Below are 12,587 nucleotides of genomic sequence, written 5' to 3'. Positions count from 1 at the left end.
ATTATTACATTTTTCATAAAAAACTCTTTACATATTTGAATAATTGATTATATAATATATATTGTAATTGAAAAAAATCATCTATGATAAGAAGAGTAAATACAATGATTGATTTAAAGAGAGTTAGGGATGGTGGAAACCTAATATGAAGCGTGTATTGAAGAACATCTTTGAGATGCTAACCGAAATTGTTTAAAGTAGACTTAGCCGGTAGTCAACCGTTAAAATGACTAGGTATTGATTTTTCAGTACCAATATAAGAGAGCGAAAGCTAATTAGGGTGGCACCGCGTAGAATATACGTTCCTATACATATGTATAGGAACTTTTTTTATTGCCTTGCTGAATCCTAGATCACATCGCTAACCTGGGTGGCACCACGGAGGTTTCTTCGTCCCTATACTGTATTTGTATGGGAACGATTTTTTTATTTATAAAATTTACATTATTGAAAATAAAAAACTTATTAAAGGAGAAAATAAAATGCAAAGAACATATGTATGCGACATAGAAAAAAAAGCTGAAGTTAATATTCTTGTTAAGGGATGGGTACACAAAATCCACGATCTTGGTCAAATAAGTTTTGTGCATCTTAGAGATAAAACTGGCATAGTTCAATTGATTTTAGATAAAGAAACTTCAAAAGATTTAAAGCTTGAAATGGCTATAGAAGTTTGTGGTAAAACAGTTCTTAATGAAAAAGCACCTGGTGGAATAGAAGTATTACCAGATGACATAAAAGTTGTAGGGAAAACTTTCTACGAAACACTTCCTATAGAAGTTAATGCTTATAAGCAAAAAGCATCTCTTGAAAAACAATTAGATAATAGATGTTTAAGCCTTAAAGCCCCTAAAACTAGAGCTATTTTTAAAGTCCAAGAAGAAATTGCTAATGCTTTTAGAAACTTTTTAACTGCTCAAAGATTTTCTGAGGTTCGTACACCAAAAATAATTTCTTCAAGTACAGAAGGTGGTTCAGAAATGTTCACCGTTGATTATTTCGGTAGACGTGCTTTTTTAACTCAAAGCCCTCAATTCTACAAACAAATGATGGTTGGTGCAGGCTTTGAAAGAGTTTTTGAAATTGGTTTTGCATACAGAGCAGAACTTCACAACACTTGGAGACATTTAAATGAATATGTAAGTTTAGACGTGGAAATGGGCTTTATTGAAGATGAAAATGAATTAATGGATCTTGAAGAAGCTTTAATTAACCATATTTATGACCACTTAAGAAAAACTTGTGCAAGAGAACTTGAAATATTCAAAGTTGAATTACCTGAAAAAGTTGAAATCCCAAGAATGCCTCTACCAGAAGCTCAAGAAATACTTCTTGATAAATTTAACTTAAGATCCCCTGTTGGAAACATCAGCGCTGAAGGCGAAGTAGTTCTTTCTGATTATATTAAAAAAACTTACGGTAGCGATTTTGTTTTCTTAACACATTATCCTGTGTCAAAGAGACCAATGTATGCAATGCCTGATCCTGAAAACCCTGAGCTTACAAAAAGCTTTGATTTAATCTTTAAAGGACTAGAAATTACAACTGGTGGTCAAAGAATCAACGATTATGAAATGCTTAAAGAAAACATCAAGAAATTCAAATTGAATCCTGATGATTTTGCTTTCTATCTTGATAACTTTAAATATGGAATGCCTCCTCACGGTGGTTTTGCAATAGGTCTTGAAAGAATAACCCTTAAGATATTAAACCTTGACAATATTAGAGAAGCAACTTTAATAACTAGAGATATGAAGAGACTTGAGCCATAAAAATTTAATTTAACTTTACCAATATAAGGAGGAATAATTTATGGATATAAATGTTGATACTGTAAGATACATTGCAAACCTTGCTAAATTAGAATTTACAGAAGAAGAAGCTTTAAAGCTTGCAAAGGAGTTTGAAGGAATTCTTACTCACTTTGAATCAATAGATAAGTTTGATTTAAGTGATATCAAAGTTGATATTTTTTCAGATGATTTAAAACCTATTTTAAGAAAAGATGAAGTTTCTTATTTTGAAGACAAAAAGAAATTATTCTCTAATGCTAAGTCCATGAAAGATAGTGCTATCATGGTTCCAAAAATTATCGAGTAGGCGGTGAATTACATGAATATAGAAACTATGAGTGCAGAAGAAATAAGAAGAGGTATAATCGACAAGCTTTTTACAGCTAAAGAAATAGTTACCCTATTATTTGATAGAATAAAGGCTGTCGAACCAAAGGTTAATGCTTATATTACCATTTGTGAAGAAGCTGCTTTAAAAAGAGCTGAAGAAATTGATGAAAAAGTTAAAACTGGTGAGCCACTAGGAAAACTTGCTGGAGTTCCAATTGCAATAAAGGATAATATATGTACTGACGGCATAAAAACTACTTGTGCTTCAAAAATGCTTGAAGATTTTGTGCCTCCATACAATGCAACTGTTATAAATAAACTTTTAAAAGAAGATGCCATAATCATCGGTAAATTAAACATGGATGAGTTCGCTATGGGATCCTCAACAGAAAATTCTGCTTTCAAAAACACTTGCAATCCATGGGATTTAACTAGAGTTCCTGGCGGATCGTCAGGTGGTTCAGCAGCTGCAGTAGCTGCAGGTATAGCACCTATATCTTTAGGTTCTGATACTGGTGGATCTATAAGACAACCAGCTGCTTTCTGTGGTGTTGTAGGATTAAAACCAACTTATGGTCTTGTATCAAGATTTGGATTAATAGCTTTTGGATCATCTCTTGATCAAATAGGACCTCTTTCAAAAACTGTTAGCGATTCCGTTTTAGCTCTTGAAGTAATTGAAGGAGATGACGATTTAGATAGTACAACATATAAAGATTACGTGAAAAAAGATTATTTCAGCACTTTAAAAGATGGCGTAGCTGGAATGAAAGTCGGCGTACCTAAGGAATTTTTCCAAAGTGGCTTAGACCCTGAAATCAATGAAGCTATTAATAATGCTATAGATAAATTAAAATCTCTTGGAGCAATAGTTGAAGAAATCTCTCTTCCCATAACTTCAGAAGGTCTTTCTGCTTATTATATTATTTCTTCTGCTGAAGCAAGCTCAAACCTTGCTAGATTTGACGGAGTAAGATATGGTTACAGACCAAATGAATTTGCGGATGTGGATGAATTAATGCTTAAATCTAGAACTGAAGCCTTCGGAAGAGAAGTTAAAAGAAGAATTATGCTTGGAACTTATGCCCTATCCTCTGGATATTATGATGCTTATTATAACAGAGCACACAAACTTAAAAAGAAAATTAAGGATGAGTTTATCGAAACCTTTAAGAAATATGATTTGATTATCAGCCCTGTTACCCCTACCCCAGCCTTTAAAATAGGTGAAAATAGTGGTGACCCATTAAAAATGTATCTTGAAGATATATATACAATTAACCTAAACCTTGCAGGTCTTCCAGCAATGTCATTACCTTGTGCTATGAGCAAATCTGGTCTTCCAATAGGTATTCAGTTGATTGGAGCACATTTTGCAGAAGAAACTATTTTCAAGGCTGCTTATGCCCTTGAGCAAGAATTAAAAATCGAAACAACTGCAAAAGGATTATAGGAAGGAGAAATATATTATGGCTTTTGAAACTGTCATAGGTCTTGAAATACATGCAGAACTTAAAACTAACACTAAGATTTTCTGTTCTTGTTCTACAGAATTTGGTACTGCTCCTAATACGAATACTTGCCCAATATGTTTAGGTATACCTGGAACATTACCTGTTGTTAATGAAGAAGTTGTTAATTTAGCAATTAAAGCTGGTACTGCATTAAATTGTACTATAAATAAATTAAACAAAATGGATAGAAAAAACTATTTCTACCCTGACCTATCAAAGAACTATCAAACTTCCCAATTTGATATACCTATATGTTCTGGAGGTCATGTAATAATAAACGTAAACGGTACGGAGAAAAAAGTTAACTTAAATAGAATCCACATCGAAGAGGACGCAGGAAAGCTTGTGCACGATGATGTTAACGGCGTTTCTTTCATCGACTACAACCGTGTTGGAGTACCTCTAATAGAAATGGTTAGTGAACCAGATATGCGTTCTCCAGAAGAAGCTGTAGAATTCCTTAGAACAGTTAGATCAATACTTCAATATGCTGAGGTTTCCGACTGTAGAATGGAACAAGGTTCTATAAGATGTGACGCCAACATCTCAATAAGAGAAGTAGGTTCTAATGTTCTTAATACAAAAGTTGAGCTTAAAAACATCAACTCCTTTAAAGAACTCCAAAAGGCATTAGAAAAAGAACAAAAACGTCAACTAGAGCTTTATACATATCACGAAGAGTATAAAATAAAGCAAGAAACAAGAAGATGGGATGCTGGTAAAGGTAAGACTATTCCTATGAGAAGCAAAGAAGATGCTCACGATTACAGATACTTCCCTGAACCTGATCTTGCTCCTATAATAATAAAGGAAGAAGAAATATCTGCTATTGAAAGTACTCTACCAGAAATGCCAAGTGCTAAAAAAGCTAGATTCCTTAAAGATTATGGAATTACGGAAAAAGAAATTGCTATTATCATTGATGATAAGAATCTATCTTCTTTCTATGAAGAAACAGTTAATCTTGGAGCAAATCCAAAAACCACTGCAAATTGGGTATTAGGTGACTTATTAAGATTACTTAAAGGTGTAGATGACGAAGAAGGTATATCTTCTATACCTGTAGCTCCACAAGGACTTGTAGACTTAATAAAATTAATAGAAGGTGGAAAAATAAGCAATACTGTTGCTAAAGAAGTTTTTGAAGAAATGTTTACTACTAATAAATCACCAAATGAAATAGTAGAAGCAAAGGGACTTTCTCAAATCAGTGATAATTCAGCTCTTGAAAAAATAATAATAGAAGTTCTTGATTCAAACACAGATTCCGTTGAAAGCTACGCTAGCGGAAATACTAAAGTTGCTGGTTTCTTAATGGGCCAAGTAATGAAATTATCTGGTGGAAAAGCTAATCCAAAAGCTGCTAAAGAACTTATGGATCAAAAGTTAAAAGAAAGATGTAATTAGTTAAAATTAAAGCTTAAACACTATATGCAACATATATCGTGTTTAAGCTTTTTTTCATTCTATTTAAAAGTTTGTCTCACTGCTTCAAAAGCCATGATTGATGCTGCTACAGCAACATTTAATGATTCTGCACCGCCTGGCATAGGTATTTTCACCTTCTCATCAGATAAATTATATAATTCATCTGAGACACCATTACCTTCGTTGCCTACTGCGATAATAGACATTTGAGATAAATCTACATCAAAAAAGTTTTTGTTCGTATCTAAAGAACTTACAATTAGTTTAAAACCTTGGGCTTTCAATTCTTTAAGCTTATTCATATCTTTATCTAAAATTACTGGAATCCTAAATATAGAACCCATGGTAGACCTTAAAGTTTTTTCATTATATATATCTACTGTACCCTGACTATAAATTACTCCTAAAGCACCACTAGCATGGGCAGTCCTAATAATTGTACCCATATTTCCAGGGTCTTGAACCTTATCTGCGTATATATAAAAACCTTTTTCATTCTTCACAGCAAATTCTTTATTTTCTACCACTGCTATAATTCCTTGAGGAGTTTCTGTTGTAGAAATTGTCTTAAAGATTTGTGATGGAATAATATATATATTAGCGTGTATTCTCTCGGTTTCTATATTATAATCACTTAATTTTTCTAAAGCCTTCTCATCAATGAATATACTTTTTATTATAAAAGAAGATTTTACAGCTTCTTCTACAAATCTAAATCCTTCAACTAAGAATAGCCCTTTTTCAATTCTATATTTTTTCTCCTTAAGCTTTCTTGTTTCCTTAATCAAATTGTTATCTTTGCTTAGTATTTTTTCCATAATTCAATTCCTCGTATTACTCTTTTAAAAAATCTACCTCTGTCACTTCATTACTTCCAATAGCAACGAAAATATCCTCAGCTTCTATTACTTCATTAGGCGAAGGAGTTATATTAAGGTCTGTTCCCTTTTTTATCGCCATTACATTAATCCCGTATTGAGCTCTAAGATTTAATTGGGCTAAAGTCTTGCCTATCCAACTTTTTCGAGCTGCAATTTCTACTATGCTATAATCTGCAGATAATTCCACATAGTCTAATACATTTGATGATATAAGATTATGTGCCACACGTTTCCCCATATCCTTTTCTGGTGAAATGACTTTATCTGCTCCAATCTTTTTCAAAACCCTAGCATGAGTATCATCATTTGCCTTAGCTACTATATATTTAACTCCCATTTCTTTTAAAAGTAATGTAGTCATAATACTAGATTGAATATTACTACCTATAGCCACAACTGCTACATCAAAATTTCTAACCCCAAGAGCTTTTAAATTTTCTTCATCCTGTGTATCACAGATTACTGACTGTGTAACTTGATCCTGAATCAAATGCACAATTTCTTCATCTTTATCTATTGCTAACACTTCATGCCCTAATTCATATAAATTCGTAGCAACAGAAAAACCAAATATTCCAAGCCCAACTACAACAAATTGTTTTTTACCCATAAATTCCACCTCTATCCAATTACAATTTTGTCTTCAGGATACTTTAATCCATAGTCATCTTTTTTATTTCTTCTAAGCATAGAAAAAATAAACGTTAGTATCCCTACTCTTCCTATATACATAGCAAACATTACTATAATCTTTCCTGGCGCTGTAAGTGTTGGTGTTAAATTAAGAGTCAATCCTACAGTTCCATAAGCTGATACAATTTCATATAAATAATGTTCAAGATTCATAGTTATACCGCCTACCACTTTTTCCCCCTCTGCTATAGAAAGTAATAAGGTACCTATAAATATCACTCCAAAGGCTATAAATAATATAGTAAAGGCTTTATACACCTGCATCTTATTTATTCTCTTTTTAAATATTTCCGTGTCTTCTCTACCTCTAAGCATAGAAATAACAGTCATCACCAAAAGTCCTATGGTTGTAGTTTTTAAACCACCAGCAGTAGAACCAGGTGATCCTCCGATAAACATTAATATAATAGTTATTGCTATGGCAGCATGAGACATAGTAACAGTTGGTACTGAGAAAAATCCTGCAGTTCTCGGTGTTACAGATGCAAAAAAAGCATTTAAAATTTTTGTAGGTAAACTCATATCCTTATAAGCTTGATTTATTGCAAAATCAAATATGTACATCATAATCATACCAAGGATTAAAAGTATTAAGGTTACAGCAATTGCAAATTTCGCATGTAGTGATAATTTTTTCATAGTCTTAAAGTTATATATTTCCATCCAAATTGCAAAACCAAGTCCCCCTATTATTATAAGTGCACTTATAGTTAATATAACAACGGGATTATTGTTATAAGGGATTAAACTCGCTCCAGTTAAATCAAATCCAGCATTGCAAAAAGCAGAAACAGAATGAAAAATTCCAAAATAAATACCTTCACCCACACCATAGTCCGGTATGAACTGTGTCATTAAAAGTAGTGCTCCAATGATCTGAACAGAAACCGTAAAGATTATTACGTATTTAACTAGCCTAACAATCCCAGCCATGCTTTCCGCGTTTAAAGCTTCCTTCATTATCATTCGTTCTCTCATAGATATTCTTCTGCCTATAATCAAAGCATATAAGGTAGTAAAAGACATAAATCCTAATCCACCCGTTTCAATAAGAAACATAATTATAGTTTTTCCGAAATAACTCCAATGACTAGCAGTATCTAAGGTAGTAAGTCCTGTAACACATACAGCAGAAGTTGCTGTAAATAAACTATCTATAAAATTTGTAGCTGTGCCGTTTACACTTGATATAGGTAATGTCAGTATTACAGCTCCTGTTAATATTGTTAATGCAAAACCTAAAGATAGTATTTGAACAGGAGTCATAACTACTTTTTTACGTTTAAGTAAGTCCACTCTATATCATCCCCTTTATTTAGTTTTTCAGAATATGAACAAAAGATTGTAGCCTAAAAAAATAGCTACAATCTTTATTATATCAATATTATATTATTTTATGTTAGCTTTAGCAACTGCTACTAATTCTGTGAATGCTTTTGGATCGTGGATAGCGATTTCTGATAACATTTTTCTGTTCATATCGATACCAGCAACTTTTAATCCATTCATAAATCTTGAATAAGAAAGACCGTTCATTCTTGCTGCTGCATTTATTCTAGCAATCCATAATTTTCTGAAATCTCTCTTCTTTAATCTTCTACCAACATAAGCATTTCTTAATGCTCTGATAACTGTTTCATTAGCAGTTCTAAATAACTTGCTCTTAGCACCATAGTATCCTTTAGCAAGTTTTAATACTTTTTTATGTTTTTTACGAGAATTCATTGCTCTCTTAACTCTAGCCATTTATTGTACCTCCTTCAACAACCATATATTATAGGTATGGTAATAATTTTTTCATTGCTTTTTCTTGAGCTACTGAAACATATCCAGCTTTTCTTAAGTTTCTCTTTCTTTTTGAGCTCTTTTTAGTTAATATATGGCTCTTGAAAGCTTTAGCTCTCTTAAGTTTTCCTGTACCTGTTTTCTTAAATCTTTTAGCTGCACCTCTATGAGTTTTCATTTTTGGCATAATAAAAATCCTCCTCTCGATTAAGCTTTCTTAGGAGCAAGAACCATTGTCATGTTCCTTCCTTCCAATTTTGCTTTCTTTTCTACTATATATACTTCAGAATCTATTTTAGAAACAAAGATATCTAATACATCATTGCCTTTGAAAGCATAATCCGCTTCTCTTCCTCTGAATCTCACTGTAACTTTTACTTTGTCTCCATCAGCAAGAAACTTTGATGCTCTATTGGCCTTAATTTCAATGTCATGATCTTCTATAGTAGCACTAAGTCTAATCTCTTTGATCTCTATGACTTTCTGATTCTTTTTAGCTAATTTTTCTTTTTTTGATTGCTCATATATGAATTTATTCAAATTCATAATCTTAGCAACCGGTGGATTTGCTGTAGGAGCAATCAACACTAAGTCTAATTCCTTTTCTTCAGCTTTTTCTAAAGCTTCATTAAAGCTTATTATTCCAAGTTGTTCACCATCATCAGTCATAACTCTTAACTCTTTGGCTTTGATTTGCTCATTTGCAATATACTTATTATTTTTTATAATAGCCACCTCCGTGATTAAAACCTTTTATGCATTAAAAAAGAACGACATCACTGCCGTTCTAAATCATCAAAAATTTCGCATAAAATTTGTGCATTTTGATTTTTATACCTTACTAAGCCTCCTTGTAAGGTGAGAAACGGCATGTTTCTTCTTAACACAAGTATTATTATAGTACTATAAATATAGTTTGTCAAATACTTTTTTCTAGATTGCTTTTGATTTTATCTCTTCTAATAATTTATTGCTGAATTCTTCAATGGACATAGTTCCTATATCTCCATCTTTTCTACTTCTTACAGCTATAGTTTTCTCGTTCATTTCTTTTTCACCAATAACGATCATATATGGAATCTTTTGAAGTTGAGCTTCTCTTATCTTATATCCTATCTTTTCATTTCTTAAATCACTTTCAACCCTGATTCCTTTTTCTTCTAGAACCCTTGCAATTTCTTCTACGTAACCTTTACTTGAATCAGTTATATTCATTACCTTAACCTGAACTGGTGCAAGCCAAGCTGGGAAAGCTCCAGCAAAATGTTCTATTAGTATACCAATAAATCTTTCGATACTTCCAAAAACAACTCTATGTACCATTACAGGTCTATGTTTTTCTCCATCAGGTCCGATATAATCTATATCAAATCTTTCTGGTAATTGGAAGTCTAATTGTATTGTTCCACATTGCCATGTTCTTCCGATACTATCTCTTAAGTGGAAGTCTATTTTAGGTCCATAGAACGCTCCATCACCTTCATTTATTTTATATGAAAGTCCTGCCTTATCTAAAGCTGTTCTTAAACCATTTGTAGCTAATTCCCAATCTTCATCACTTCCCATTGAGTTTTCTGGTCTTGTAGAAAGTTCAACAAAATATTCAAAACCAAAATTCTTATAGAAATCATCAATTAATTTTATAAGATCCAATAATTCATCAGTTATTTGATCCTTAGTCATAAATATATGAGCATCATCTTGAGTAAAGCATCTTACTCTCATTAAACCATGAAGAGCACCTGATAATTCATGTCTATGAACAAGTCCTAGTTCTGCTAATCTTAAAGGAAGTTCTCTATATGAATGTAATGCATTTTTGTATGCTAAAATTGATCCTGGGCAGTTCATAGGTTTTACAGCAAAAGGCTTTTCATCTATTGATGTAAAATACATATTTTCTTTATAATGATCCCAATGTCCAGATTGATGCCATAACTCTTCACTTAAGATAATTGGAGTTTTAATTTCTTGATATCCAGCTTTCTTATGAATTACTCTCCAGTAATCCTCTAAAGAATTCCTTACTATCATTCCCTTTGGAAGGAAGAATGGAAATCCTGGACCTTCCTCAAGTAAAGTAAATAATTCTAGTTCTTTTCCAAGTTTTCTATGATCTCTTTTTTTAGCTTCTTCAAGCATATTTAAATAATCATCTAAATCTTGTTTCTTAGTAAAAGCTGTACCATATATTCTTTGAAGACTCTTATTGTTAACATCACCTCTCCAATAAGCTCCTGCAACTGATGTAAGCTTAACAGCTTTAACCATACCTGTTCCTATTACGTGAGGACCAGCACATAGATCAGTAAATTCTCCTTGAGTATAGAAAGAAATTACTGCATCAAGTGGAAGATCTTCAATAAGTTTCACCTTGTATAGTTCTTGCTTTTCTTCCATATACTTTATAGCTTCTTCTCTTGGAAGCTCAAATTTTTCTAACTTTAGGTTTTCTTTTATGATTTTATTCATTTCTTTTTCTATTTTTTCAAGAAGTTCTGGAGTTATAGGAAAATCCGCATCAAAATCATAATAAAAACCATTCTCTATAGAAGGCCCTATAGCAAGTTTTACATTTGGATATAATCTTTTCACAGCTTGTGCAAGAATATGTGAAGCTGTATGTCTTAATGTGCTTCTTCCTTCCTCATCATCAAAAGTTAATATCTCAAGGGAACAATCTTTATTGATCTCAGTCATAAGATCTTTAACTTCTCCATCAATTCTTCCAGCTAAAGCAGCTTTAGCTAAGCTTGAACTTAATTGCTTTGCAACTTCAATTATTTTTTTTCCTTCTTCTACTTCAACGATACTTCCATCTTTCAAAGAAACCTTTAACATTTACATCCTCTCCTATCAAAATCTAAAATCAAAAAATAAAAAACTCGCCCCAAACATGGGACGAGGACATCGCGATTCCACCCAAATTAGCAATAGTCTCCTATTACTCACTCATTTATAAGATAACGCTCTTATGCGGACGTACTTAGTATAATTCGTACTCAACTCCAAGGTGGTTTTCAGTATCACTTATACTCAGAAACCTTTCAGCCAATGGATTTCTTTCTCTTTAATACAGTAATATACTTACTTTTCCTTATCACAGTCAATTTATTAATTTTATATATATTATATTCTTTCTGGTTATATTCTGTCAACTCAATTCATAATAATTCAATAGGTATATTTTCTGGTTTTGATGGAAGTTTTTCTATGCAAAAATCACAACCCATACAAACTTCCACTCTATTATCAAAAACTTTTTTTATAGTATCTATGAATTCTTTATTTTTACAATTACTTGAATTATGGAGGATAATCTTACCAGGAGCATTAGTAATCAAACTACTTATGATTATATCCTCCATATTTACTATTCCAGAAATATCATTGCTATAAATATCCTTAAATATTTCTTGCATTAAGCTATTTCCTTCTTTATCTAAAAGAAGGTACTCACCATTGTCCTTTATAATAATATTTAATACATCAATTTTACTTTCTTGGATTTCAACAAAATATTTTAATAACTTTATAAACTCGTTATATTCTTTTTCTACCAAAAATGCCCCTATTACCTTGTCGACTATAGGAGTAAATTTTTTTGATAGTTCTTTGCACCTAAAAGTTGTAAATCCATCAATATTAAGTTCAGGAGTCTCGATTACACATTGAAATATTTTTCCCAGTATAGTATTTTTAATATTTAAAAAGAAAATAGAATCTTCATCAACAACTTTACTTCTGCAATCCATCGCTTCAACTGATCGATGTTTGACTTCATTAATTTCATCAAAGGTAAGAAAAAAGTAACTTTCATTTATATAATCTTCAAGTCCGTTTTCACAATAAATATTGACAATTTTTTTATATAATATTTCTGATAAGTAAGAATTAATTATTCGCACAACTCTATCATCGACACATTCATCATTTGAAAAAATCTTAATCATATGGTTGTTACTTATTTTACTCTCAGATATTCCAATTACTATAGAATCTTCTTTTAATGAATTTTTGATATTTGTGATTTCTTTAGATATATCAAATTTCTTAACATCATATATAATAGTCTTTAGTATCATTAATCTTTATCCCTCCTTTATGGAAAGGTATAGTAAAGCTAAAACTATTTTAAGTCAGTTCTAGTATGCGTTTAAATT

Annotated in this window: 12 protein-coding genes and 2 other annotated features; of the genes, 4 read left to right on the top strand and 8 right to left on the bottom strand. The window is 31.8% G+C overall.

Annotated elements, in window-relative coordinates:
- The first annotated feature begins 74 nt into the window (after positions 1-74).
- Positions 75-310, top strand: a binding site (T-box leader).
- Positions 311-482: 172 nt separating this feature from the next.
- Genes aspS through gatB form a run of 4 tightly spaced genes read left to right on the top strand, consistent with a single transcriptional unit; the run spans position 483 to position 5,044 of the window.
- The gene (aspS, locus tag CLOCEL_RS10115) at positions 483-1,772 is read left to right on the top strand and encodes an aspartate--tRNA(Asn) ligase (RefSeq protein ID WP_010077024.1); all 1,290 of its coding nucleotides are present in this window, start codon (positions 483-485) and stop codon (positions 1,770-1,772) included.
- 40 nt (positions 1,773-1,812) lie between these two features.
- Positions 1,813-2,100, top strand: coding sequence for an Asp-tRNA(Asn)/Glu-tRNA(Gln) amidotransferase subunit GatC (gene gatC, locus CLOCEL_RS10110; RefSeq protein ID WP_010077025.1), 288 nt, complete (start codon positions 1,813-1,815; stop codon positions 2,098-2,100).
- A gap of 12 nt (positions 2,101-2,112) precedes the next feature.
- A complete protein-coding gene (gatA, locus tag CLOCEL_RS10105; protein ID WP_010077026.1) occupies positions 2,113-3,576 on the top strand; it encodes an Asp-tRNA(Asn)/Glu-tRNA(Gln) amidotransferase subunit GatA in 1,464 nt (487 codons plus the stop codon).
- A gap of 16 nt (positions 3,577-3,592) precedes the next feature.
- A complete protein-coding gene (gene gatB, locus CLOCEL_RS10100) occupies positions 3,593-5,044 on the top strand; it encodes an Asp-tRNA(Asn)/Glu-tRNA(Gln) amidotransferase subunit GatB (protein ID WP_010077027.1) in 1,452 nt (483 codons plus the stop codon).
- 59 nt (positions 5,045-5,103) lie between these two features.
- Here the strand turns inward: gatB and CLOCEL_RS10095 are convergent, their stop codons facing one another.
- The 8 genes from CLOCEL_RS10095 to ytxC form a co-directional block, all read right to left on the bottom strand.
- Positions 5,104-5,883: a TrmH family RNA methyltransferase gene (locus tag CLOCEL_RS10095; protein ID WP_010077028.1), complete on the bottom strand. Its 780-nt coding sequence runs from the start codon at positions 5,881-5,883 to the stop codon at positions 5,104-5,106.
- 16 nt (positions 5,884-5,899) lie between these two features.
- A complete protein-coding gene (locus tag CLOCEL_RS10090; RefSeq protein WP_010077029.1) occupies positions 5,900-6,556 on the bottom strand; it encodes a potassium channel family protein in 657 nt (218 codons plus the stop codon).
- Positions 6,557-6,567: 11 nt separating this feature from the next.
- Positions 6,568-7,935 (bottom strand): TrkH family potassium uptake protein, encoded by a 1,368-nt coding sequence (locus CLOCEL_RS10085; RefSeq protein ID WP_010077030.1) that lies wholly within the window; start codon positions 7,933-7,935, stop codon positions 6,568-6,570.
- Between the two features lie 93 nt (positions 7,936-8,028).
- Positions 8,029-8,385: a 50S ribosomal protein L20 gene (gene rplT / locus CLOCEL_RS10080; RefSeq protein ID WP_010077031.1), complete on the bottom strand. Its 357-nt coding sequence runs from the start codon at positions 8,383-8,385 to the stop codon at positions 8,029-8,031.
- A gap of 28 nt (positions 8,386-8,413) precedes the next feature.
- Positions 8,414-8,611 (bottom strand): 50S ribosomal protein L35, encoded by a 198-nt coding sequence (gene rpmI, locus CLOCEL_RS10075; RefSeq protein WP_010077032.1) that lies wholly within the window; start codon positions 8,609-8,611, stop codon positions 8,414-8,416.
- A 20-nt stretch (positions 8,612-8,631) separates the two neighbouring features.
- On the bottom strand, positions 8,632-9,159 hold the full coding sequence (infC, locus tag CLOCEL_RS10070; RefSeq protein ID WP_010077033.1) for a translation initiation factor IF-3: 528 nt from the start codon (positions 9,157-9,159) through the stop codon (positions 8,632-8,634).
- Positions 9,160-9,357: 198 nt separating this feature from the next.
- Positions 9,358-11,265: a threonine--tRNA ligase gene (gene thrS / locus CLOCEL_RS10065; protein ID WP_010077034.1), complete on the bottom strand. Its 1,908-nt coding sequence runs from the start codon at positions 11,263-11,265 to the stop codon at positions 9,358-9,360.
- A 53-nt stretch (positions 11,266-11,318) separates the two neighbouring features.
- Positions 11,319-11,537: a binding site (T-box leader), on the bottom strand.
- A gap of 51 nt (positions 11,538-11,588) precedes the next feature.
- Positions 11,589-12,509 carry a putative sporulation protein YtxC gene (gene ytxC / locus CLOCEL_RS10060; RefSeq protein ID WP_010077035.1) on the bottom strand — a complete coding sequence of 307 codons (921 nt, stop codon included), beginning with the start codon at positions 12,507-12,509 and terminating at the stop codon, positions 11,589-11,591.
- Between the last annotated feature and the right edge of the window lie 78 nt (positions 12,510-12,587).

The organism is Clostridium cellulovorans 743B (assembly GCF_000145275.1).
GTDB lineage: Bacteria > Bacillota > Clostridia > Clostridiales > Clostridiaceae > Clostridium_K > Clostridium_K cellulovorans.
The sequence above is the reverse complement of the archived record's forward strand: the minus strand, read 5'-3'. Positions and strand labels throughout refer to the sequence as shown.